Source organism: Pseudonocardia cypriaca (assembly GCF_006717045.1).
GTDB classification, from domain to species: Bacteria; Actinomycetota; Actinomycetes; order Mycobacteriales; family Pseudonocardiaceae; genus Pseudonocardia; species Pseudonocardia cypriaca.
In genome coordinates this window covers 1,426,781-1,447,112 of record NZ_VFPH01000002.1, presented here as the reverse complement: position 1 = coordinate 1,447,112, position 20,332 = coordinate 1,426,781, and the positions used below count along the sequence as shown (strand labels likewise).

At 72.1% G+C, this 20,332-nt stretch carries 19 protein-coding genes; 10 read left to right on the top strand and 9 right to left on the bottom strand.

Annotation, left to right across the window (positions count from 1 at the left end; all coding sequences use genetic code 11):
• Positions 1 to 12: 12 nt before the first annotated feature.
• Positions 13 to 480: a MarR family winged helix-turn-helix transcriptional regulator gene (locus tag FB388_RS24515; protein ID WP_142104524.1), complete on the top strand. Its 468-nt coding sequence runs from the start codon at positions 13 to 15 to the stop codon at positions 478 to 480.
• A 9-nt stretch (positions 481 to 489) separates the two neighbouring features.
• Here FB388_RS24515 and FB388_RS24510 read toward each other — a convergent pair whose 3' ends face one another.
• The gene (locus FB388_RS24510; protein WP_142104523.1) at positions 490 to 1,290 is read right to left on the bottom strand and encodes an enoyl-CoA hydratase/isomerase family protein; all 801 of its coding nucleotides are present in this window, start codon (positions 1,288 to 1,290) and stop codon (positions 490 to 492) included.
• 46 nt (positions 1,291 to 1,336) lie between these two features.
• Complete coding sequence (locus tag FB388_RS24505; RefSeq protein WP_142104522.1) at positions 1,337 to 1,690, bottom strand: DUF6223 family protein; 354 nt, start codon at positions 1,688 to 1,690, stop codon at positions 1,337 to 1,339.
• 214 nt (positions 1,691 to 1,904) lie between these two features.
• On the opposite strand from FB388_RS24505, the gene FB388_RS24500 reads away from it, so the two are divergent.
• The gene (locus FB388_RS24500) at positions 1,905 to 3,029 is read left to right on the top strand and encodes a sensor histidine kinase (protein ID WP_142104521.1); all 1,125 of its coding nucleotides are present in this window, start codon (positions 1,905 to 1,907) and stop codon (positions 3,027 to 3,029) included.
• An 8-nt stretch (positions 3,030 to 3,037) separates the two neighbouring features.
• Positions 3,038 to 3,718 carry a response regulator gene (locus FB388_RS24495; protein ID WP_246122359.1) on the top strand — a complete coding sequence of 227 codons (681 nt, stop codon included), beginning with the start codon at positions 3,038 to 3,040 and terminating at the stop codon, positions 3,716 to 3,718.
• Between the two features lie 33 nt (positions 3,719 to 3,751).
• Here FB388_RS24495 and FB388_RS24490 read toward each other — a convergent pair whose 3' ends face one another.
• The gene (locus FB388_RS24490) at positions 3,752 to 4,171 is read right to left on the bottom strand and encodes a nuclear transport factor 2 family protein (RefSeq protein WP_246122357.1); all 420 of its coding nucleotides are present in this window, start codon (positions 4,169 to 4,171) and stop codon (positions 3,752 to 3,754) included.
• A 102-nt stretch (positions 4,172 to 4,273) separates the two neighbouring features.
• Here FB388_RS24490 and FB388_RS24485 point away from each other — a divergent pair, with 102 nt between their 5' ends.
• The gene (locus FB388_RS24485; protein WP_142104520.1) at positions 4,274 to 5,152 is read left to right on the top strand and encodes a hypothetical protein; all 879 of its coding nucleotides are present in this window, start codon (positions 4,274 to 4,276) and stop codon (positions 5,150 to 5,152) included.
• Between the two features lie 15 nt (positions 5,153 to 5,167).
• On the opposite strand, the gene FB388_RS24480 is transcribed toward FB388_RS24485, so the two are convergent.
• The 4 genes from FB388_RS24480 to FB388_RS24465 form a co-directional block, all read right to left on the bottom strand.
• Positions 5,168 to 6,001, bottom strand: coding sequence for a carbohydrate ABC transporter permease (locus tag FB388_RS24480; RefSeq protein WP_425468570.1), 834 nt, complete (start codon positions 5,999 to 6,001; stop codon positions 5,168 to 5,170).
• Complete coding sequence (locus FB388_RS24475) at positions 5,998 to 6,873, bottom strand: carbohydrate ABC transporter permease (protein ID WP_142104519.1); 876 nt, start codon at positions 6,871 to 6,873, stop codon at positions 5,998 to 6,000. Before FB388_RS24475 ends, FB388_RS24480 begins: the two co-directional genes overlap by 4 nt.
• Before the next feature lie 87 nt (positions 6,874 to 6,960).
• Positions 6,961 to 8,268, bottom strand: coding sequence for an ABC transporter substrate-binding protein (locus FB388_RS24470; RefSeq protein WP_211362204.1), 1,308 nt, complete (start codon positions 8,266 to 8,268; stop codon positions 6,961 to 6,963).
• Positions 8,269 to 8,369: 101 nt separating this feature from the next.
• On the bottom strand, positions 8,370 to 11,396 hold the full coding sequence (locus tag FB388_RS24465; RefSeq protein WP_142104518.1) for an alpha-mannosidase: 3,027 nt from the start codon (positions 11,394 to 11,396) through the stop codon (positions 8,370 to 8,372).
• Between the two features lie 132 nt (positions 11,397 to 11,528).
• Here FB388_RS24465 and FB388_RS24460 point away from each other — a divergent pair, with 132 nt between their 5' ends.
• On the top strand, positions 11,529 to 12,587 hold the full coding sequence (locus FB388_RS24460) for a PhoH family protein (RefSeq protein WP_246122355.1): 1,059 nt from the start codon (positions 11,529 to 11,531) through the stop codon (positions 12,585 to 12,587).
• A 31-nt stretch (positions 12,588 to 12,618) separates the two neighbouring features.
• On the opposite strand, the gene FB388_RS24455 is transcribed toward FB388_RS24460, so the two are convergent.
• On the bottom strand, positions 12,619 to 13,617 hold the full coding sequence (locus FB388_RS24455; RefSeq protein WP_142104516.1) for an aldo/keto reductase: 999 nt from the start codon (positions 13,615 to 13,617) through the stop codon (positions 12,619 to 12,621).
• Positions 13,618 to 13,718: 101 nt separating this feature from the next.
• On the opposite strand from FB388_RS24455, the gene FB388_RS24450 reads away from it, so the two are divergent.
• The 4 genes from FB388_RS24450 to FB388_RS24435 all read left to right on the top strand — a co-directional run bounded on the left by FB388_RS24450 (position 13,719) and on the right by FB388_RS24435 (position 17,250).
• Positions 13,719 to 14,579, top strand: a complete 861-nt coding sequence (locus FB388_RS24450) for a helix-turn-helix transcriptional regulator (RefSeq protein WP_142104515.1) — start codon at positions 13,719 to 13,721, stop codon at positions 14,577 to 14,579.
• 61 nt (positions 14,580 to 14,640) lie between these two features.
• Positions 14,641 to 15,477, top strand: a complete 837-nt coding sequence (locus FB388_RS24445; protein WP_142106257.1) for a fumarylacetoacetate hydrolase family protein — start codon at positions 14,641 to 14,643, stop codon at positions 15,475 to 15,477.
• A 100-nt stretch (positions 15,478 to 15,577) separates the two neighbouring features.
• A complete protein-coding gene (locus tag FB388_RS24440) occupies positions 15,578 to 16,801 on the top strand; it encodes an MFS transporter (RefSeq protein ID WP_142104514.1) in 1,224 nt (407 codons plus the stop codon).
• 11 nt (positions 16,802 to 16,812) lie between these two features.
• Complete coding sequence (locus FB388_RS24435) at positions 16,813 to 17,250, top strand: hypothetical protein (RefSeq protein ID WP_142104513.1); 438 nt, start codon at positions 16,813 to 16,815, stop codon at positions 17,248 to 17,250.
• On the opposite strand, the gene FB388_RS24430 is transcribed toward FB388_RS24435, so the two are convergent.
• Positions 17,235 to 18,467, bottom strand: coding sequence for a D-arabinono-1,4-lactone oxidase (locus tag FB388_RS24430; protein ID WP_142104512.1), 1,233 nt, complete (start codon positions 18,465 to 18,467; stop codon positions 17,235 to 17,237). The genes FB388_RS24435 and FB388_RS24430 overlap by 16 nt on opposite strands.
• Before the next feature lie 145 nt (positions 18,468 to 18,612).
• Here FB388_RS24430 and FB388_RS24425 point away from each other — a divergent pair, with 145 nt between their 5' ends.
• Entirely contained in the window at positions 18,613 to 20,328 is a 1,716-nt protein-coding gene (locus tag FB388_RS24425) for a 2-isopropylmalate synthase (RefSeq protein ID WP_142104511.1), read from the top strand.
• Positions 20,329 to 20,332 lie beyond the last annotated feature (4 nt).

The window sequence follows — 20,332 nt, the reverse complement described above, 5'->3', positions numbered from 1 at the left end:
TACGGTCGGAGCGTGGACGAGGCGCGCTGGCTCGACGAGCGGGAGGCGCGCGTGTGGCGCGGGATCATCGGGGTGCAGCAGCGGCTGAGCGCGGTGCTGGAGCGCCGGTTGACCCGGGACGGCGGGCTGTCGGGGGCGGAGTACACGCTTCTCGTGCCGCTGTCCGAGGCCCCTGACGGGCTGCTGCGGGCGCGTGACCTCGGCCGGATGGTCGGCTGGGAGCGCAGCCGGATCTCCCACCAGGTCGCGCGGATGGAGAAGCGCGGCCTGGTCGCCCGCGAGGAGTGCAGCGAGGACGCGCGCGGTTCGATGGTCCGCCTCAGCGATGCCGGCCGGGCGGCCATCGTCGCGGCCGCACCCGCTCACGTCGCGGCGGTCCGCCAGTACTTCTTCGACGCGCTCACCGACGCCGAGCTCGACGTCATCGGCCCGGCGCTCGAACGGGTGCTCGACCGGCTCCCCGAGAGCGACGGCGGCTAGCGGGGTCGGTCAGGGCTGGGCGGAGGGGAAGCGCGGTTCGCGCTTCTCGCGCAGCGCCGTGTAGCCCTCGACGACGTCCGGGCCGAGGAAGGTCAGCATCTCGTAGGCGGCGGACTGGTCGAAGGTGGGTCCGGCGGCGCGCAGCCAGTTGTTGAGCGCCTTCTTGGTGAGCCGGATCGCGGGCTGGGAGCCGGTGGCCAGCGCGTCGGCCACGCGCAGTGCCTCGTCGAGGACCTGTTCGCGGGGCAGGGCCTTGGCGACCATGCCGAGTCGTTCGGCCTCGGCGCCGGTGATCATCTCGCCGGTGAGCAGGTAGTAGCGGGCCTTGGCCATCCCGGCGAGCAGGGGCCAGATGATGGCGGCGTGGTCGCCTGCCGCGACGCCGAGCTTGACGTGCCCGTCGCCGATCCGGGCGTCCTCGGCTGCGATGGCGATGTCGGCCAGCAGTGCGGCGACGGTGCCGGCGCCGACGGCGACGCCGTTGATGGCCGACACGATGGGCTTCTCACAGTTGATGATGTTGTAGACGAGGTCGCTCATCTCCTTGAGCATGTGCGAGACCCGGTCGTAGTCGCCGGCCATCCGTTCGACCATCGCCAGGTCGCCGCCGGCGGAGAACGCCTTGCCGGCGCCGGTGATGACCGCGACGCGGGTGCCGGGGTCGGCGGCGACGTCGATCCAGACCCGGGCGAGCTCGTTGTGCATCTGCTCGTCGGCGGCGTTGTACTTCTCCGGCCGGTCGAGCGTGATGAGCAGGACGCCGTTGGGGCGGCGGGAGAACGTCAGCTGCTGGTAGTCGTCGAAGCTCACCGCGCCGAGTCAACCAGCCGATGCGGTTCCATGGCGTCCGTCGGCGTCAACGGCGGCCTGACGACGGACGGCCGGCCGTCCGGCGCGCTGCGGCCAGCGCCAGCCAGCCGAGCACCACGCCGATCAGCCCGAGCGCCACGGCAATGAGGGCCCCGGCGAGGCCGTTGCCGGTTCCGAGACCGCCGGCGGCGTTGGCCCCGTGCAGGCCGCCGACGATCACGCCGATCAGCCCGAGCACCACGGCGATGACGGCCTGCCGCCTGCGGCGGCGGGCCATGGCCAGCCCGCCGACGACCACCCCGACCAGCGCGATCAGCGCGGCGGCGGTGGGCACGGTTCGCCCGATGCCGAGGACGTAACCGGCGGCCTGGGGTGCGGCGAGCAGGAGAGGGGTGGACATCGGAGATCCCTTCGGTCGGGGGAAGTTCGGTCCCCGATGCTGATCGCCGGGCGGGCGGTGCGCGTCGGACGCCGGTGGTGTTTCCCGGCTGGTGCGCGCGACGTACGGTCAGCCGCTGGTGGTAGTTCCGGGACACCACACGGGGTGGATGCACACCCGCGGTCGGCCGCGGACCATGGTGGGCCGGGCGGACGGCGGGAGGACGGTCGACATCATGCGAGTGGTCGTGGTCGACGCGATCCTCGGTGCCTGCGTGGCGGTCGGGCTCCTCGCCGCCGCCGTCGTCGAAGGCGGCCGGGTGGACGCCGGCGTGGTCGCCCTGCTCGCGACGGTCGCCGCCGCGATCGCCCTGCGCCGCCGCTACCCGGTCGCGGTGCTCGGCGTGCTCGACGCGGTCCCCGTCCTCTGGTTCCTCGCGGAGGGGCCCGGCCTGCTGATCACGCTGGTGCCGCTGATCGGCTGCTACACCCTCGCGGCGGACCGGGGCTGGCGGTGGGGCCTCGCAGGCGCCGTGCCCACGGCGTTGATCCAGATCCTCGCGATCCGGGTGGTGCTCGGCGACACCGAGACCGTGGGCGTCGTCCCGATCGAGCTGCTGCTGTCCGCGACCGCGGCCAGCGCCGGGACGGCCGTGGGCTACTACCGGGCGCTGCTCGCGGCCACCCGCGCCGAGCTGGCGCGGGAGACCCGGACCCGCGAGGAGCGGGCGCGCCGCCTCGCCGCCGAGGAGCGGCTGCGCATCGCGCGGGAGCTGCACGACGTGTTCGGCCACGCCATGGCCGCCATCAGCGTGCAGGCCGGGGTGGGCCTGCACCTCGTCGAGCAGCGGCCGGGGCAGGCCCGCGAGGCCCTCGCCGCGATCAAGAAGGTCTGCGACGACGGCCTCACCGACGTCAAGACCATCCTCGGCATCCTGCGCTCCGACCCCTCCGACGAGGAACCGCGCGCACCCAGGGGTGGCCTGGACCGGCTTCCCGAGCTGGTCGACACGGCCGAGGCGGCCGGCCTGCGGGTCGAGCTGCAGGTCGACGGCGATCCGCGTCCGCTGCCCGCCCCCGTCGACATGGCCGCCTACCGGATCATCCAGGAGGCGCTGACCAACGTGCTGCGCCACGCGGAGGCGCGGACCGTGCGACTGACGCTGACGCACGAGCCGTCACGGCTCTCGGTCCGGATGCGTGACGACGGCCTCGCTGCCGCCGCGGACTCCCCGGACGGGCACGGGATCGACGGGATGCGGGAGCGGGCCCGCGCGCTGTCCGGGCGGCTCACCGCGGCGCCGCACCCCGCGGGTGGCTTCGAGGTGTACGCCGAGCTGCCGATCCCGAACCCGCGATGATGGCCGACGTGAGCGAGCCGATCCGCGTGCTCATCGCCGACGACGAGGCCCTCGTCCGCGGCGGCTTCCGGGTGCTCGTCGAGTCCGAGCCGGGGATGGTCGTGGTCGGGGAGGCCGCCGACGGCGCCACCGCGGTGGAGCTGGCCCGGCGGACCCGGCCCGACGTCGTGCTGATGGACATCCGGATGCCCGGTGTCGACGGGCTGCGCGCCACCCACGAGATCGCCGCCGACCCCGACCTCGCAGGCGTCCACGTGCTCATCCTGACCACGTTCGACCACGACGAGTACGTCGTCGACGCGCTCGGCGCCGGTGCCGCCGGCTTCCTGATCAAGAACACGGAACCCGTCCAGCTGTTGCGCGGCATCCGCGTCGTCGCCGGTGGCGAGGCGCTGCTGTCGCCGGGGCTGACCCGCCGGTTGATCGCCCGGCTCATCGAGCGGAGCGCGACCCCGCGGCTGAACGCGGACGCGCTGGACCAGCTCACGGCCCGGGAGAAGGAGATCGTCGGGCTCGTCGCCCACGGCCTGAGCAACACCGACATCGCCGGGGCGCTCACGATCAGCCACGCCACAGCGAAGACCCACGTCAGCCGCGCGATGGCCAAGCTCGGCGCCCGCGATCGCGCGCAGCTGGTCGCCATGGCCTACCGGTACCGCCTCGTCGAACCACCGGCCCCGGGCGCCTGACCGCGCGGTATGAACGGCCGTGGGGTCCCACGATCACGCGCAGGCGTCGGCGATCGCCGCGGTGTCCCAGTAGAACGGCCAGACCTCCGTGATGCGCCCCTCGGCGACGCGCACCGTCTGCAGGATCGGGAACTCCAGCTTCCGGCCGGTCGCACGGGCGGTGGCGCGCACCTCGGTGCGCACGACGACCACATCGCCTGCCGGGTGGAACTCCTGCTCCAGCATCTCGAAGGACTCCCAGGCCGTGCTCATCGCCACGAAGAACCGCTCCAGCCCCGCGTGTCCGCGCCAGGTGCCGCCGTAGGGCAGCGCGTCGGCCTGGTGCAGCACCACGTCCGGCGCGAAGAACGGCGCCAGGGTCTCGAAGCTCGCGCGTCCGGGCCCGCCCGCGTCCAGGTAGACCTGTTCGGCCGAGTACATGCCCTTCAGCACCGTCAGTGCGTCGCCGGTCATGCGGCCGAGTCTCGCCGCCGGGACCCGCCGGTGCTGGCGGGGATCAGCCCTCGATCCCGCAGCCGCCCCAACCGATCGGGGGCTCCCCAGGTCATACCGGTCATGACGACGATCGATCTGGAGCGCGCGGAGCGAGTGGCCCGTGCAGGCGCGCCGTACCCCTACTCGTCGGCGGCCCAGGCGCGGGAAGCGCACCAGCAGGCCGCCGGCCGAGCGTTCACCCGCTACCTCGGCTGGGGCTACCTGGTGGGTGTGCCCGGCTTCCTGGCGCTGTTCGTTCCGCTGGCGTGGCACTCGGGCACGGCCCTGCTGATCCTCGGCGGGGGCGTCGTCGCGCTGGCGGTGGCCGCGGTGGCGATGGTCCCGCTGTGGAAGACGATCGGCCGGCACCGGGCCGTGCTCGCGGAGTACGGCATCGCGACGAACATCTACGGGCAGGTGCTCCCTCCCCGTGACGAGGCCGCTGAGCGCCGCGCCCAGGAGCGACGGGCACAGGCGGCCGAGGGGATGGATCTGCAGGCGGAAGCCCGCCGGGCGCTGCGGATCTACCGCCGTGTCGTCGGGCTCAACACCGCCGTGGTCGCAGCGTTCTGGGTCGTCGCGGCACTCTTGGACAAGCCGCTCCGGCACGCCAGCCAGGTGCTGCCATGGGCACTGCCCTCCGTGGCGGCCGGTCTGGCCCTCGGCTACGTGCTGCATTCGGCCCTGGGCAGGGTGGAGGCGGCGTCTGCTGGGAAGTACACGCGCGCATCCCGCAGTGCGGGCGTCGTGGCCTTCGTCGCCGCGCTGTCCGCCGGGGCCCCTTTCGCCTCCTTCACGCGTGATCTCATCGTGCCGGACGGGATTCTTCCCACCGGCTACGAATGGGTCCGGTTGTTGACGTTCGGCCCTCAGATGCTGATCGTGGCGTACTGGGCGCTGGTGTCGGCCCGCTCCTTCAGCCGCAAGCTGCAGGAGATGAGTGAAGGCCCCACACCGTAGGTCGCGTGACCGGGGTCAGCCCTTGATCCCGGTCTCCGCCACGCCCTGCACGAGGTAGCGCTGCAGGAAGACGAACACCAGCACCAGCGGCACGATCGAGATCAGCGCGGCCATGAACACCTGGTGCAGGTTGATCGTCTGCGCCGTCATCAACGTGGAGAGCGACACCTGCACCGTCCACATCGACGAGTTCTGCCCGACGACGAGCGGCCACAGGAACTGGTTCCACGCGGAGATGACCGTGATGACCGAGATGGCGGCGAAGAAGCCGAGCGAGTTCGGCACCACGATCCGCCAGAAGACGCCGAGGTAGCCGAGACCGTCGATGCGCCCCGCCTCCTCCAGCTCCCGCGGGAAGTTGAGGAAGTACTGGCGGAACAGGAACGCGGTGAACCCGCTGAACAGCACCGGGACGATGATCCCCTGGTAGGAGTTCACCCAGCCCAGCCGGGAGACGATGATGAAGCTCGGCACGAACGTCACCGCGGGCGGCACCATCAGCGTCAGCAGCACCGCGTAGAAGATCGGCGTCGCGTACCGGAACGGGATGCGGGCCAGCGCGTACCCGGCCATGGACGAGAGCAGCACCGTGCCGACCGTCTGGGCCACCGCGATGAACGCCGAGTTGAGCAGTGCGCGGGCGAAGTTCGCCGACGAGTCCTCGAAGACCTCGGCGACGTTCCCCCACTGCAGCGAGCTCGGGAAGATCGTCCAGTTGACGCCGGTGATCTCCCGGTCGGTGGAGAGCGCGTTGCGCAGCATCAGGTAGAACGGCAGCAGGAACAGCACGGTCGCCACGACCAGCGCGGCGTAGCGCGCCACCACGAGGTACGCCGGGGAATGCCTCACGTCTCCGGCCTCCCGAACCCGTAGATGCGGTTCTGCCCGAGCGTCACCAGCACGATGAGGGCGGCGAGGATCATGGCGCCCGCGCTGCCGTGGCCGTAGTCCTGGTTGCTCTGCGCCGTGTAGTAGAGGTAGACCAGCGGCGGCCGCGCCAGCGAGCTGTTGCTCAGCAGGTTGAAGAACTCGTCGAACGCCTGGTACGCCGCGATCAGGTTGAGCAGCAGCACGGCCACCGACGTCGTCCGCAGCTGCGGCAGGGTGATGTACCGGAACGTCTGCCACCCGGCCTTGGCGCCGTCGACGTACGCCGCCTCGTAGAGCTCGGGGGAGATCCGCTGCAGCCCCGCGAGGAACAGGATGATGTAGAAGCCGAGCTGCAGCCACAGCCGCACGGTGGCCAGCACCAGCCAGTACCAGGGCGGGTTCACGGACGACAGCCACGCGATGTTCTCCACCCCGAACAGCGAGAGCACCTGGTTGGCCAGCCCGAACCGGACGCCGTTGAAGATCGACAGCTTCCATATCAGCGACGCCACGACGTACGAGCACGCGGTGGGCAGGAAGAAGGCCGACCGGAAGAAGGCCCGCGCCACCGTGATCTGGTTGAGCAGCACCGCGAGCAGCAGCGACAGCACGAACGTGAGCGGCACGATGATCGCGGCGAAGATCGTGAACGTCCACAGGCTGTCCAGGAACGGCCCTGGCTGCAGCAGGTCGATGTAGTTCTGGAGGCCGACGAACTCGCGGGGCTGCACCGTGTTCTGCGCCCGGTTGAAGCTGAGGACGAAGCTCCAGGCGATCGGCAGGTACACGAACAGGACCAGCCCCGCGAGGAACGGCCCCATGAAGAGCCAGAACGCCGGCGTGGCCCCCATGCTCCCGCGGCGCCGGGAGCGGACGGGGGCCACCTGCGTCGCGGGCGGGGCCTGAACCGCGCTGCTGTGTCTGATGGTGAGCTCCGCTCACGCCGCGAGGCGGGCCAGCTCGGCCTCGACCGCCTGCTGCGCCTTCGCCAGCTCCGCGTCGATGTCACCGCCGCCGCGCACGATCGCGGTGGCGGCGTCGGCGAACGCCGACTTCATCTTCGGCGTCCACATGGGGTTCGGCGCCACCGCGGACTCGTTGAAGATGCGCAGCGCGTCGGCCGCCACCCCCTCCTGCAGCTTCTGGGCCCGGGAGGCGAGGCTCTTGCGCGGCGGGATGTGGAAGCCGTAGGAGAGGTTGAAGTCCTCCTGGGCCTCGGCGTTGTCGATCCACAGCCACTTCACGAAGTCCTTCGCGAGGTCGACGTCGCGGGCCTTCGCACTGACCATGGAGGTCCAGCCACCGAGGAAGGTGGCCGGCTTGCCGACGGTGGCGCTCAGCGCGGGCCACGGCACGATGCCGAAGTCGTCGCCGAAGGCCTCCTTGATCTTCGGCATCGCCCACAGCCCGCACCACTGCATGGCGGCGAGCTCCTGGGTGAACGCCGACGGGTCCCACCAGTCGGTTGGCGCGCCGAGCAGGAGCGAGCCGCTCTGGGCGAGCTCGCGCAGCTTGCTCAACGAGTCCTTCGCCTCCGGCGTGGTGAAACCGACCTTGTTGTCGGGGGTGAGGCTCGCCGTTCCGGCCGTCCACAGCACGAGGTCGAGCAGGGCGCCGCCGCCGAACGCGGGCGTGACGCCGGCGTCGTTGCCGATGAACAGGCCCTTGACGCCGCCCCGGTCGAGGGCGCGGGTCGCGTTGATCAGCTCGTCCATGGTGGTGGGCGGCTGCACGCCCGCTGCGGCCAGCAGGCTCTTGCGGTAGTAGAGGAAGCCGGTGTCGTCCACGATCTTCACGCCGTAGATCGACCCGTCCAGCGAGGTGGCCGTGATGTCGGTGTCGGTGTAGTCGCTCCGCACCGGGCCGACGATGTCGTCGAGCGGGACGATCTGTCCGCTGCGCACCATGTCCACGTTGAGCTGGTACTCGAAGACGTCCGGCCCGCTGTCGGACAGCAGCCCGGACGACAGCTTCGACTCGTAGTCACCGGGCGTCCACTGCACCTCGACGGTGGCCCGGTCGTAGCCCTGGGCGTACCGCTGCACCGCCTGCTCGGTGCCCGACTCGCCGTACAGGTGGTACCACTGCTTGAGCGTCGGCTTGCCGCCGCCGGACCCGCCGCCGGTGTCGACGCCACCGCTGTCCCCACCGCACGCCGCGAGCGCGCCGCCGAGGCCGAGCGCGCCGACGAGCGACAGGAACGTGCGCCGGGTGGACACCGGCAGGTGGGACATCTCCGCAGGCATGGATGACCTCTCGTCGTCGCTGACGGGGCGGGGTGGGGCGGGCGGAAAGCCTTTGCCCGAAGATCGGACGTTATGACCGGCCTCGGACGGGTGTCAATGCGTCATGCTCGCCGATACCGGAGCGTGACGATCCGGAACGGGCGCAGCCGCAGCGTGCCGTCAGCGGCCAGGGCGACCGGCTCCGGGAGCGGGCGTTCCAGGAGGTCCGTCTCGACCACTCCCGAGTGCTCGAAGTCCGCGGTGACCCGCGCGTTCGCCCGGCTGCCGTGCGCCTCGTACAGCCGGACGACCACGTCGCCGCTGCCGTCCTCGGCCAGCTTGACCGCCTCGACGACCACCGCGGGGGAGTCGACGGTCACCAGCGGGGCGATCGGCGAGCTGCCCCGGACCGTGCGCAGCGGCAGGTTCAGCCGGTAGCCCTCGGCCACCGCGTCGGCGATGGTGGCGCCTGCGCGCAGCGAGACCCGCATCCGGTGCTCGCCCTGGTCGGCTGTGGGGTCGGGGAAGAGCGGGGCGCGCAGCAGCGACAGCCGCACCACCGTGGTCGTGCCGCCGTCCGGGCGGGTGGAGCGGGTGACGTCGTGGCCGTAGGTGGAGTCGTTGGCGACGGCCGTGCCGTAGCCGGGCTCGCCGACGTGCACCCAGCGGTGGGCGACCGTCTCGAACCGGGCGGCGTCCCACGAGGTGTTGGTGTGGATCGGCCGGTGCAGGTGCCCGAACTGGATCTCCGACGTGGCCCGCTCTGCGTGCACGTCGACCGGGAACGCGAGCTTGAGCAGCTTCTGGCGCTCGTGCCAGTCGACGTGCGTGTCGACCTCGATCGACGCCGACCCGGCTGCGAGGGACACGACCTGGGTGATCGTGGACGCGCCGGTCTTGCGCACGATCCGCACGGACGCCCGCTGCGGCTCGCGGCCGACGACCGACAGCTCGGCGACCTCGACGAGGTCGCGGCCGTGCCGGCGGTAGTGCTCGTCGATGTCCCACGCGTCCCACTGGGTGGGAGTGTCGCGGTGCAGCTGCAGCAGGTTGGCCGCCGCGCCCGGCGGAACCAGCTCGCGGTCGGCGGCGAGGTCGTACACGGACGTGAGCAGGCCGCGGTCGTCGATCACGGCGCGGACGACCCCGTTGTCCAGCACGGTGCCGTCGCCGTTCTCCTCGACGCGCACCGCGTCGGGGGCCGTCGCGACCGGGCCGCCGCCCAGCGCGGGCACGCCGTCGACGGGGTAGGGCCCCGCGTTGACCGCGACCGTGCCGTCCCCGTCGCCGGTGAGCGCGGCGAGCGAGCTGGAGATGACGGTCTCCAGCTCCTCGGCGACGCGGGCGTAGTTGCGCTCGGCCTCCTGGTGCACCCAGGCGATCGAGGTGCCCGGCAGGATGTCGTGGAACTGCTGCAGGAGCACGGTGTGCCAGCAGCGTTCCAGCACGTCGGCGGGGTAGGGCAGGCCGGCCCGCACGGCCGCGGTCGCGGCCCACAGCTCAGCCTCGCGCAGCAGGTGCTCGCTGCGGCGGTTGCCGCGCTTGGTGCGCGCCTGCGAGGTGTAGGTGCCGCGGTGGAACTCCAGGTACAGCTCGCCCGACCACACGGGTGGGCGCGGGTACTCCGCCTCCGCCGTGGAGAAGAACTCGGCGGGCGTGGTCATCCGGACGGCCGGTGAGCCCTCCAGGGACCTCGTGCGCGCCGCCGCGGCGAGCATCTCGCGAGTGGGCCCGCCGCCGCCGTCGCCCCAGCCGAACGGAACGAGCGAGGTGTTGGCGCGTCCCTTCTCGGAGTACTGCCGCTGCGCGCGGTGCAGCTCGTGCTGGGACAGCTCCGAGTTGTAGGTGTCGACCGGCGGGAAGTGCGTGAAGACCTGGGTTCCGTCGATGCCCTCCCAGCGGAACGTGTGGTGGGGCATCACGTTCGTCTCGTTCCAGGAGATCTTCTGGGTGAGGAACCAGCGGGAGCCCGCCGCCTTGATCAGCTGCGGCAGCGCCGCGCTGTAGCCGAAGGAGTCGGGCAGCCACACCTCGAGCGGTTCGACGCCCAGCTGTTCCATGAAGAACCGCTTGCCGGCCACGAACTGGCGGGCGAGTGCCTCCCCGCCGGGCATGTTGGTGTCCGACTCGACCCACATGCCGCCGACCGGCACGAACCGGCCCTCCGCCACGCGCCGCTTGACCCGCTCGAACAGCTCCGGCTGGTGCTCCTGCAGCCAGGCGTACTGCTGGGCGGACGACGCGGCGAACACGAACTCGTCGGCCCCGTCGATCTCCGCGTCCATGAGGTCGAGGACGTTCGCGAACGTCCTCGCCACCTTGCGGACCGTCTCGCGGACCGGCCAGAGCCATGCCGAGTCGATGTGGGCGTGCCCGACGGCGTGCACGCGGTGGGCGCTCGGCCACGCCGGGGCGGCCAGCACGTCCGCGAGCTCGGCCCGGCCCAGCTCGGCGGTGCCCGCCACGTCCTCGGGGTCGACGGCGTCGACGGCCCGTTCGAGGGCCCGCAGCACCTCGGCGCGCCGCGGCAGGTCGGGGGACAGCTCGGTGACCAGCCCGGACAGCGTCCAGATGTCCTGCGCCAGCTCCCAGACCGGCACGTCGAGCAGCCCGATGTCGGCGGCGACGAGCCGGTAGAGCGGGTCGTCGCCCGCGGTGGCCGGGTCGCCCATCCGGGTCGGGGCGTAGGTCCAGTCGGCCGCGACGCCCGGGTTGGAGGCCGCTTCCACGTACACGTCGACGGCCGAACCCGGGCCGCCGGTGAGGGGGACGTGGGCGTTGCGCGGCTCGACGGCCGCCACCACGACGCCGTCGGGGGTGTAGGCGAGCCCCTCGGACTGGAAGCCCGGCTGCACACCGGCGAACCCGAGGTCGATGGCGAGCTCGGGTCGCGTTCCGGGGTCGGTCCAGCCGGCCGGCACGGTGCCCGTGACGTGGAACCAGACCGTGCCCCACGGCCGGCCCCACGGCGAGCCCACCTCGAACGGCGTGAACTCCTGCCGGACCGCCTCGGCGAACGGCACCGGCTCGCCCGGCGCCGTCCACGCGGTGACCTGGAGCGGCACGCGCTCGCGGTACATCGCGGGAACGAGCCGCTCGCGGACGAACCGCGCGATCCGCGGGATTACCAGGTTCGAGTCATCGTGCACGGGATTTATCCCACCTGTGGAGTAAATGAGCTGTCAAGGGCGCGACGGTGAAACGGCGGGCGTTCTGTCGGGGGACCGCGGTACCATCGATCGAGTCCAACCAGCAGAGTCCGAAAGCAGGCGGCACACCCCTTGACCCATCCGGATCCCGTCCAGTCCCGCATGGCCGTTCCGGACGCCGCTCTGCTCGCGCTGCTGGGTTCGCGCGACGAGAGCCTGCGCGTCGCCGAGGCGATGCTCGAGGCCGACGTCCACGTCCGCGGCAACGAGGTCACCCTCACCGGCACCCCGGCCGATGTGGCATTCGCCGAACGCGTCTTCACCGAGCTGATCACCCTCGCCGAGCGGGGTCAGCACGTGTCCGCCGACGCCGTGCGGCGCACCGTCGAGATGCTCGGCGACGGCGAGGCCGACGAGCGCGCCCGCATCGGGGAGTCGCCGGCCGAGGTGCTCTCGCTCGACATCCTGTCGCGGCGCGGCAAGACCATCCGCCCGAAGACGCTCAACCAGAAGCGCTACGTCGACGCCATCGACGCCCACACGGTCGTCTTCGGCATCGGCCCCGCTGGCACCGGCAAGACCTACCTCGCGATGGCCAAGGCCGTGCAGGCGCTGCAGGCCAAGATGGTCAACCGGATCATCCTCACCCGGCCGGCGGTCGAGGCGGGGGAGCGGCTGGGCTACCTGCCGGGCACGCTCTACGAGAAGATCGACCCGTACCTGCGGCCGCTGTACGACGCGCTGCACGACATGATCGACCCCGAGTCGATCCCGAAGCTCACGGCCGCCGGCACCATCGAGGTGGCGCCGCTGGCGTACATGCGTGGCCGGACGTTGAACGATGCCTTCATCATCCTCGACGAGGCGCAGAACACCACGCCCGAGCAGATGAAGATGTTCCTCACCCGGCTCGGTTTCGGCTCGAAGATCGTGGTCACCGGTGACGTCACGCAGGTCGACCTGCCCGGCGGCACCCGTTCCGGGCTCACCGTCGTGCGCGACATCCTCGGCGACGTCGACGACGTGCACTTCTCCCAGCTGTCCAGCAAGGACGTGGTGCGCCACCGCCTGGTGGCCGACATCGTCGACGCCTACGCGCGGTGGGACGCGGGCAACGAGCGCCCCAACCTGCGGGCCGCTGCCCCGCGCAACGGCCCGCCCCAGGACCAGCGCCGCCGCAACCGCCGCTGAACGCCGGCACGGCGGGGCCAGGACCGCGGAGTCAGTTGCCCACGCCGAGCCCGGACATGAACGCGGACGGGTAGCGGTCGCCGCGCGCCGCCCCGGCGGGCACCGCCTTCGCCAGCTCGGCGAGGTCGTCCGCGGTGAGGTCCAGCTCCGCCGCGGGCAGCGCCTCGGCCAGCCGCTCGCGGGTGCGCGCGCCGACCAGCGGCACGATGTCGGAGCCCTGTGCGGCCACCCATGCGATGGCCAGCTGGGCGACCGTGCAGCCCCTCGCCGCTGCGACCCCGCGCAGCCCCTCCACCAGGCGGAGGTTGTGCTCCACGTTCTCGCTCGAGAACCGCGGGCTGATGGCGCGCATGTCGCCGGGGCCTGCGACGTGGCCTGCGCTCCAGTGCCCCGAGAGGAGGCCGCGGCCGAGAACGCCGTACGCGGTCATGCCGATGCCCAGCTCCCGCAGCGCGGGCAGCACGTCCGCCTCCACCGCGCGGGACAGGAGCGAGTACTCGATCTGCAGGTCGGCGACCGGGTGCACGGCGTGCGCGCGGCGGATCGTGGCGGCGTCGACCTCGGAGAGGCCGAGGTGTCGCACGTACCCGGCGTCGATCATCTCCTTGATCGCGCCCACCGTCTCCTCGATCGGCACCGCCGGGTCCAGGCGAGCCGGGCGGTAGACGTCGACGTGGTCGACACCCAGCCGCGTCAGCGAGTAGGCCAGGAAGTTCCGAACGGCCTCGGGACGTCCGTCCTGCCCGCCGAACGCCGGGCCCGGGCCGCGCATCTGGCCGAACTTGACGCTCAGCACGTAGCTGTCGCGATCCCGCCCGCGCAGCGCCTCGGCGAGCAGCAGCTCGTTGTGGCCCATGCCGTAGAAGTCGCCCGTGTCGATCAGCGTGACGCCCGCCTCCAAGGCCGCATGCACGGTGGCGATGCTCTCCGTACGGTCGGCCGCGCCGTACCCGCCGGACATGCCCATCGCGCCGAGGCCCAGTGCGGAGACGGTCGGGCCGGTGCGGCCCAGGGTTCGTGTCGGGGTCATGTCCCCACTCTGTGCCGGTGGGAGGCGTCGCGGGAGCGGAGCGTCGATCGTGGGAGAGCCGCTCCCTGGATCGGGTCGCAGGCCGCGAGGAGCATGGGGTCGTGCAGCGTGACCAGCTCGCCGACTTCCTGCGCCGCCGCCGCGAGGCGATCCGCCCGGCCGAGGTCGGCATCGCCGACGGCCCCCGCCGCCGCACCGCCGGTCTGCGCCGGGAGGAGGTGGCCATGCTCGCCGGCATGTCCGTCGACTACGTCGTGCGCCTCGAGCAGGGCCGCAGCAGCCAGCCGTCGACGCAGCTGCTCGGTGCGCTGGCCAGGGCGCTGCGCCTGTCGGACGACGAGCGCGACCACCTGTTCCACCTGGCGGGCCACCGGCCCCCGCCCGCCGACGGGGTGGCCCGCCTTGCTCGCGCCGGCCTCCTGCGGATGCTCGACCTGCTCGGCGACACCCCGGCGCTGGTGGTGTCGGACCTGGGCGAGGTGCTCGCGCAGAACCGGGCATCCGTCCTACTGGCAGGCGACCACACCGGCTTCTCCGGCGACCGCCGCTACACCGCGTACCGCTGGTTCACCGAACCCGCGGTCCGCGCGGCCCGCCCGCCCGAGGAGCACCAGCACCAGGCCCGCGCGGTCGTGGCCGACCTCCGCGCTGCGGCAGGCCGCCGGTCCGGCGACGCGGAGGTCACCGGTCTCGTCGAGCGGCTGCAGGCCGCGAGCGCCGACTTCCGCCGGCTCTGGGCCGAACACGAGGTCGCGGTCCGGCGCGCCGACCGCAAGACCTTCCTGCATCCGCGAGTCGGCCCCCTGCTGATGGACTGCGAGACCCTCGTGACCCCCGATCAGCGCCAGCAGCTGCTCGTGCTCACCCCTGCGGACGCCGACACCCGCGAGCGGCTGGAGCTGTTGCGGGTACTCGGGGTCGAGGAGTTCCCCGCGGGAGCGACGGGCGCACCCCGGGGCTGAGGGGGTACCGGAACCCGACGACCTGCCCGCGCCCCATCCGTGAGACAACTGGAGCATGAGCATGCGTCTGGCCAGCATCCGCCTCGACGGGACCGAGGTCGCAGCCGTCGTCGACCCCGCCCGCGGCGTCGCCCGCGTCCCCGACCTGCTGCCCGGGTACGCAGGCGACGTCCGCGCCGTCCTCGTCGAGGACCGCGTGGGCGAGCTGGCGAAGGCGGTCGAGTCCGCCGCCGACGCGCTGTTCGTGCCGGAGGCGTCGGTGGCGTTCGGCGCGCCCTACCGGCACCCGCGGCTGATCTGGGGCATCGGGCTGAACTACGTCGACCACGCCGCCGACCTCTCCGAGCAGGTCCCCGACGAGCCTGCGTCGTTCATCAAGGGCGACCACACCGTGATCGGCCCGGGCGAGGAGATCCCCATCCCGCCGCAGAGCTCCCGCACCACCGCCGAGGCCGAGCTGGGGCTCGTGATCGGGCGCTACTGCCGCGACGTGCGCGAGGAAGATGCGCTCGACTTCGTCTTCGGCGTCACCACCGTGCTCGACCAGACGGCCGAGGACATCCTGGAGCGCAACCCGCGCTTCCTCACCCGCTCCAAGAACTTCCCCGGCTTCTTCTCGTTCGGGCCGCAGATCGTGCCGGTCGCCGAGGTGGGCGACCTGGCCGCCGTCGAGGTCAGCACCGTGCTGGACGGGAAGGTGCACCGCAGCAACACCGTCTCGCGGATGCGCTACTCGCCGCAGTTCCTGGTGAGCTTCCACAGCGCGGTGATGCCGCTGTACCCGGGCGACATCATCTCCACGGGCACCCCGGGGGCGGTGCACATCCGCCCCGGCACGGTGGCCGAGTGCCGCATCCCGGGCGTCGGCGTGCTGACCAACCCGGTGGTCCAGGGGTAGCCGACCGCCATGTGACACACGCCACCGCCTGATCTCGGGCGGCGGTGACGGGTTCCGCTCCGGCGGCTGGTCTCGATGTGGACCAACCCGGAAGGTGCACATGAGCAACCAGCAAGCTGTGATGAGCGGAGGCAGGGCGAACCTCGTCCTCGCCACGCTGTTCCTCGGGATGTTCGTACTCGGCACGGCCGAGCTGCTCGTGGTCGGCGTGCTGAACGTGATCGCCGCCGATCTGCAGGTATCCATCCCCGCCGCAGGCGCCTCGGTGACCGGCTACGCGCTCGGCCTGGCCATCGGCGGGCCGCTCCTGGCGGCGCTCACGATCAGGTTGGACAAACGGCTTGTCCTCGCGGGCGCGCTCCTGCTGTTCATCCTGGCCAACCTGGTCACGGTGCTGACCGCGAGCTACGGGCTGTTCCTCACGGCCCGGGTCGGCACCGGCGCCTTCCAGGGCCTGTTCATCGCCGCCGCGTTCGGGGTCGGCATCTCCGTCGTGCCGCCGGAGCGGATGGGCCGGGCGATCTCGGTGGTCGTCTCCGGTGTCACCGTGTCGGCCGCGCTGGGGGTGCCGCTGGGCACGCTGGCCGGCCAGCTGCTGGGATGGCGCGGATCGTTCGTCGCGATCGTCGTGGTCAGCGTCGTCGCGCTGATCGCCACACTGGCGGTGGTCCCGTCCGTGCCCAGCAGCGGCGGCGGAGCGGGTTCCCAGGCCAAGTACGCGTTCGCCCCTCGGGTGCTCGCCGTGCTGGTGCTGCACGTCCTGGTGTTCGCCGCGATCTACACGGCACTGACCTACATCGTGCCGTTCCTGGAGACGGTCACCGGGGTCTCCGGCCCGTGGATCAGCGTGTTCCTGCTGGCCTACGGCGTGGCGACGGCGGTCGGCTCGATGAGCGGCGGCCGGTTCGCCGACCGGAGCGCCGCCCGGACGCTGATCGTCGGGTCCATCGGGGTGACGGCCGCACTGGCGGTGCTGCACCTCATGGGCGCGGTCGCGCTGCTGGCGGCGGTGGCGGTGCTCGCCATGGGCCTGTTCGGCATGGGCATGGCGCCCTCCCTGCAGTACCGCGTCGTGAGCCTGGCCGGACCCGGTGGCGCGCTGGCGCAGTCGCTGCCGGCGTCCGCCGTCAACGTCGGGATCGCGTTCGGGTCGTTCGCAGGCGGTGTGGCGATCGAACGCTCCACCGCGTCGTCCGTGGTGCTCCCCGGCCTGGTCATCGCGGTGATCGCGGTGGCGGTCGCCTGGGCGACCAGGAACCTGACGCCGCCGGTGGTCGAGGCGGATTCGGCGCAGCCGTCCTTGACAGATGATATGCAGGTGTAGACGATCGGCGGGTGCATACGAATCCCGCCCGTGCGGCTGCCTCGCTGTCCAGCCGCGTCTGGTTCCCGTGGCAGCCGGGCCCCGAGGCTGCCACGGACGGGGCGGTGGTCGTGAGCCTGACCGACTTCACCATGCACTCGCTGCGGTCGCTGCCGGGTATCGCCCGGACGGGATGGCGCCTCGGCCTCGGTTGGTACGCGGTGCCGGGAGCGGTCGGCGTCCACCTGTGGACCGACCCGCTCAGGCGCAAGGTCGGTTCCCTGTCGGTGTGGACCGACGTCCGGGCGATGCGCCGCTGGGTCGGGCTGCCCCTCCACGTCGCGACGATGCGCCGCTACCGCACCAGCGGTTCGGTCCGCTCGACGACGTGGCAGGCCGAGAGGTTCGACCAGGAGGCGGCGCTCGCGGAGGCCACGCGGATCCTCGACGGTGGTCAGCGGGGCAGATAGGTCTCCAGCATCGCGTTGCGGAACTTGCCTTCCGGGTCGTGCTTCAGCGTCAGGGCCGCGAAGTCGTTCAGGTGGGGCCACAGCGAGGCGACGGTGGCGGGGGCGACGCCGAACACCTTGCCCCAGTGCGGCCGGGTGCCGAACTCGGCGAGCGCCGACTCCAGCGCGGCCACCGCGGGCAGCACGGCGGCGGTGTCGGGCACCCAGGTGAAGTGCAGCGCCGCGGTGTCCCGGCCCTGGGCGGGGGATAGCCACAGGTCGTCGGCGGCCACCAGGCGGATCTCCGAGACCTGCAGCACCGGTGCCAGGTGGTGCCGGACTGCGTCGACGGCGCGCAGGGCGTCGGCGAGGGCGGCGCGCGGCACGAAGTACTCCGACTGCAGCTCGTCGCCGCTGCTCGGGGTGAACGCGAGCCGGAAGTGCGGCAGGCGTTCGTGCCACGGCCCCGGCTCGCCGAGCTGCGGCGTGCAGTGCTGCGGGTCCACGCCGGGCACCATGTGCACCGGCGCCGGGGCCCGCGTCGCGCCGAGCCAGCCGACGGGCGGCTCGGGGTCGGTGTCGAGCTGCTTGAGCCACACCTGCTCGAAGCCGGCGCCCGCCCAGTGGGTGAACAGGCTGACGCTGTAGCCGGCCGCCAGCGCCTCCTCGGCGTCCTCCAGCGCGAGGCCCTCGTAGATCCACTGGCGGATGCCGAACGTCGGACGCAGGTCCAGCGTGAGCGTGGTGACAATGCCGAGCGCGCCGAGCGCCACCACCGAGCCGGGGAACTCGGCGTCGCCCCTGCGGACCGTGCGCAGCTCGCCGTCCGCCCCCACCAGCTCGACGGCGGAGACCGCCGTGGCGAGTGCCCCGTTGCCCTGCCCGGACCCGTGGGTCCCGGTGGCGCAGGCGCCCGCCACGGCGATGTGCGGGAGCGAACCCAGGTTGGGCAGGGCGAACCCGGCCTCGTGCAGGTGGCCGGTGAACTCGCCGTACCGCAGGCCCGCCGACACGCGCGCGGTGGCCGCGCTCTCGTCGATCTCGACGACCGGCGGGAGCCCGGCGAGCGTGACGTGCTCGCCGTCGGTATCGGCGATCCGGCTGAAGGAGTGCCCCGAGCCGAGGGCCCTGACCCGGTCGCTCCTCGCCACCAGGTCCTGCAGCTTCTCCACCGAGTCGGGCCGGTGGACCTCCCGCGAGGAGAAGACGACGTTGCCGGCCCAGTTCGCGGTCACCATGGAACGAACCTATTCGACTCCCCGCTGGTTGACCCAGCTCCGCTGCCACCTGTGATCGAGTAGATGTCTTGTTGTCTTACAACCAGAGGTCTGCCATTCTGGCGCCGTGAGTGATTCCTCCTGGAACCGGCAACGGCCGAGTGCGATGCCGTCGCACAGATACCGCCCGGCGCACGAGCGGGTCGACGTCCCGCTGACGGAGCGGACCTGGCCCGACGCGCGGATCACCGCGGCGCCGCTCTGGGTCCCCGTCGACCTCCGCGACGGCAACCAGGCGCTCGTGGAGCCCATGGATCTGAGCCGCAAACGGCAGTTCTTCGACCGGCTGGTGAGCATCGGCTACACCGAGATCGAGGTCGCCTACCCCTCGGCCAGCCAGATCGAGTACGACTTCGTGCGCGAGCTGGCCACCGCCGGCGACATCCCCGACGACGTCACCGTCGTGGTCTTCACCCCGGCACGGGCCGAGCTGATCGACCGGACGATCGCGTCGATCGCCGGGCTACCGCGGGTCGTGGTGCACCTGTACGCCGCGACGGCGCCGTTGTGGCGGGACGCCGTGCTCGGTCTCGACCGCGACGCCCTGCACGCCCGCATCCGGGACGCCGCCGAGCGGATCGCACGCGGGGTCGACGGGCACGGCGGGGACGTGCGGTTCGAGTTCTCCCCGGAGGTCTTCAACCTCACCGAGCCGGATTTCGTCCTGGAGGTCTGCAACAGCCTGACCGAGCTGTGGGACGCCGACCCGGGCCGGCCGGTGATCCACAACCTGCCCGCGACCGTCGAGGTCTCCACCCCCAACGTCTACGCCGACCAGATCGAGTACATGCACCGGAACCTGGAGCGCCGTGACTCGGTCATCCTCTCCGTGCACCCGCACAACGACCGCGGGACGGGGGTCGCCTGCGCCGAGCTGGCGGTGATGGCCGGGGCGCAGCGCGTCGAGGGGTGCCTGTTCGGCAACGGTGAGCGGACCGGCAACGTCGACCTGGTGACGCTCGCCCTCAACCTGCACACGCAAGGCGTCGACCCGCGGATCGACCTCTCCGACATCGACGGGATCAGGCGGACCGTCGAGCACTGCAACCGCATCTCGGTGCACGAGCGGCACCCCTACGCGGGCGACCTCGTCCACACCGCCTTCTCCGGCACCCACCAGGACGCGATCAAGAAGGGGTTCGCCCGGCAGGCGGCGCTCGCGGCAGCACGCGGCACCTCCGAAGCCGACCTGCCGTGGGAGATCCCGTACCTGCCGATCGACCCCGCGGACCTCGGACGCGACTACGAGGCCGTGATCAGGGTGAACAGCCAGTCCGGCAAGGGCGGCATCGCCTACCTGCTCCAGTCCCACGCCGGGCTCGTCCTCCCGCGCCGCCTGCAGATCGACTTCGCCGCGGTCGTCCAGCGGATCGCCGACCGCACCGGCCTCGAGATCAGCCCGGCCGAGCTCTGGAAGGCGTTCCAGCGGGAGTACGTGGAACCCGGAACGACATCGCGGCAGGGCGCCGTCCAGCTGTGTGACTGGGGCACGTGGCCGTTGCGCGACGGCCGGCACCTGTTCGCGGCTCAGGTGAGCACGGGCGGGCCGGTGCGTGCAGTGGAGGGAACCGCGGCCGGACCGCTGGCCGGCCTGGCGGTCGCGCTGGGCGCCGTCGGCATCGACGTCGACATCCTCGACTTCCACCAGCAGGCGACGTCCCCCACCCGGGACAGCCGCGCAGCCGCGTACGCCCTGTGCCGGGTCGACGGCTCGGACGTGTGGGGGGTCGGCCTCGACACCTCGGTGCTGACGGCGTCCGTGCACGCCGTGATCTCGGCCGTGAACCGCGCCGCGCCCGAGAAGCCCGGAAGTGGACTGTAGGTTC

Coding starts and splice junctions, on each gene's coding strand:
- FB388_RS24425 (WP_142104511.1), top strand. CDS start 18,613: ATGCCGTCGCACAGATACCGCCCGGCGCACGAGCGGGTCGACGTCCCG.
- FB388_RS24445 (WP_142106257.1), top strand. CDS start 14,641: ATGCGTCTGGCCAGCATCCGCCTCGACGGGACCGAGGTCGCAGCCGTC.
- FB388_RS24455 (WP_142104516.1), bottom strand. CDS start 13,617: ATGACCCCGACACGAACCCTGGGCCGCACCGGCCCGACCGTCTCCGCA.
- FB388_RS24485 (WP_142104520.1), top strand. CDS start 4,274: ATGACGACGATCGATCTGGAGCGCGCGGAGCGAGTGGCCCGTGCAGGC.
- FB388_RS24470 (WP_211362204.1), bottom strand. CDS start 8,268: ATGCCTGCGGAGATGTCCCACCTGCCGGTGTCCACCCGGCGCACGTTC.
- FB388_RS24500 (WP_142104521.1), top strand. CDS start 1,905: ATGCGAGTGGTCGTGGTCGACGCGATCCTCGGTGCCTGCGTGGCGGTC.
- FB388_RS24505 (WP_142104522.1), bottom strand. CDS start 1,690: ATGTCCACCCCTCTCCTGCTCGCCGCACCCCAGGCCGCCGGTTACGTC.
- FB388_RS24475 (WP_142104519.1), bottom strand. CDS start 6,873: ATGGGGGCCACGCCGGCGTTCTGGCTCTTCATGGGGCCGTTCCTCGCG.
- FB388_RS24490 (WP_246122357.1), bottom strand. CDS start 4,171: ATGACCGGCGACGCACTGACGGTGCTGAAGGGCATGTACTCGGCCGAA.
- FB388_RS24440 (WP_142104514.1), top strand. CDS start 15,578: ATGAGCAACCAGCAAGCTGTGATGAGCGGAGGCAGGGCGAACCTCGTC.
- FB388_RS24430 (WP_142104512.1), bottom strand. CDS start 18,467: ATGGTGACCGCGAACTGGGCCGGCAACGTCGTCTTCTCCTCGCGGGAG.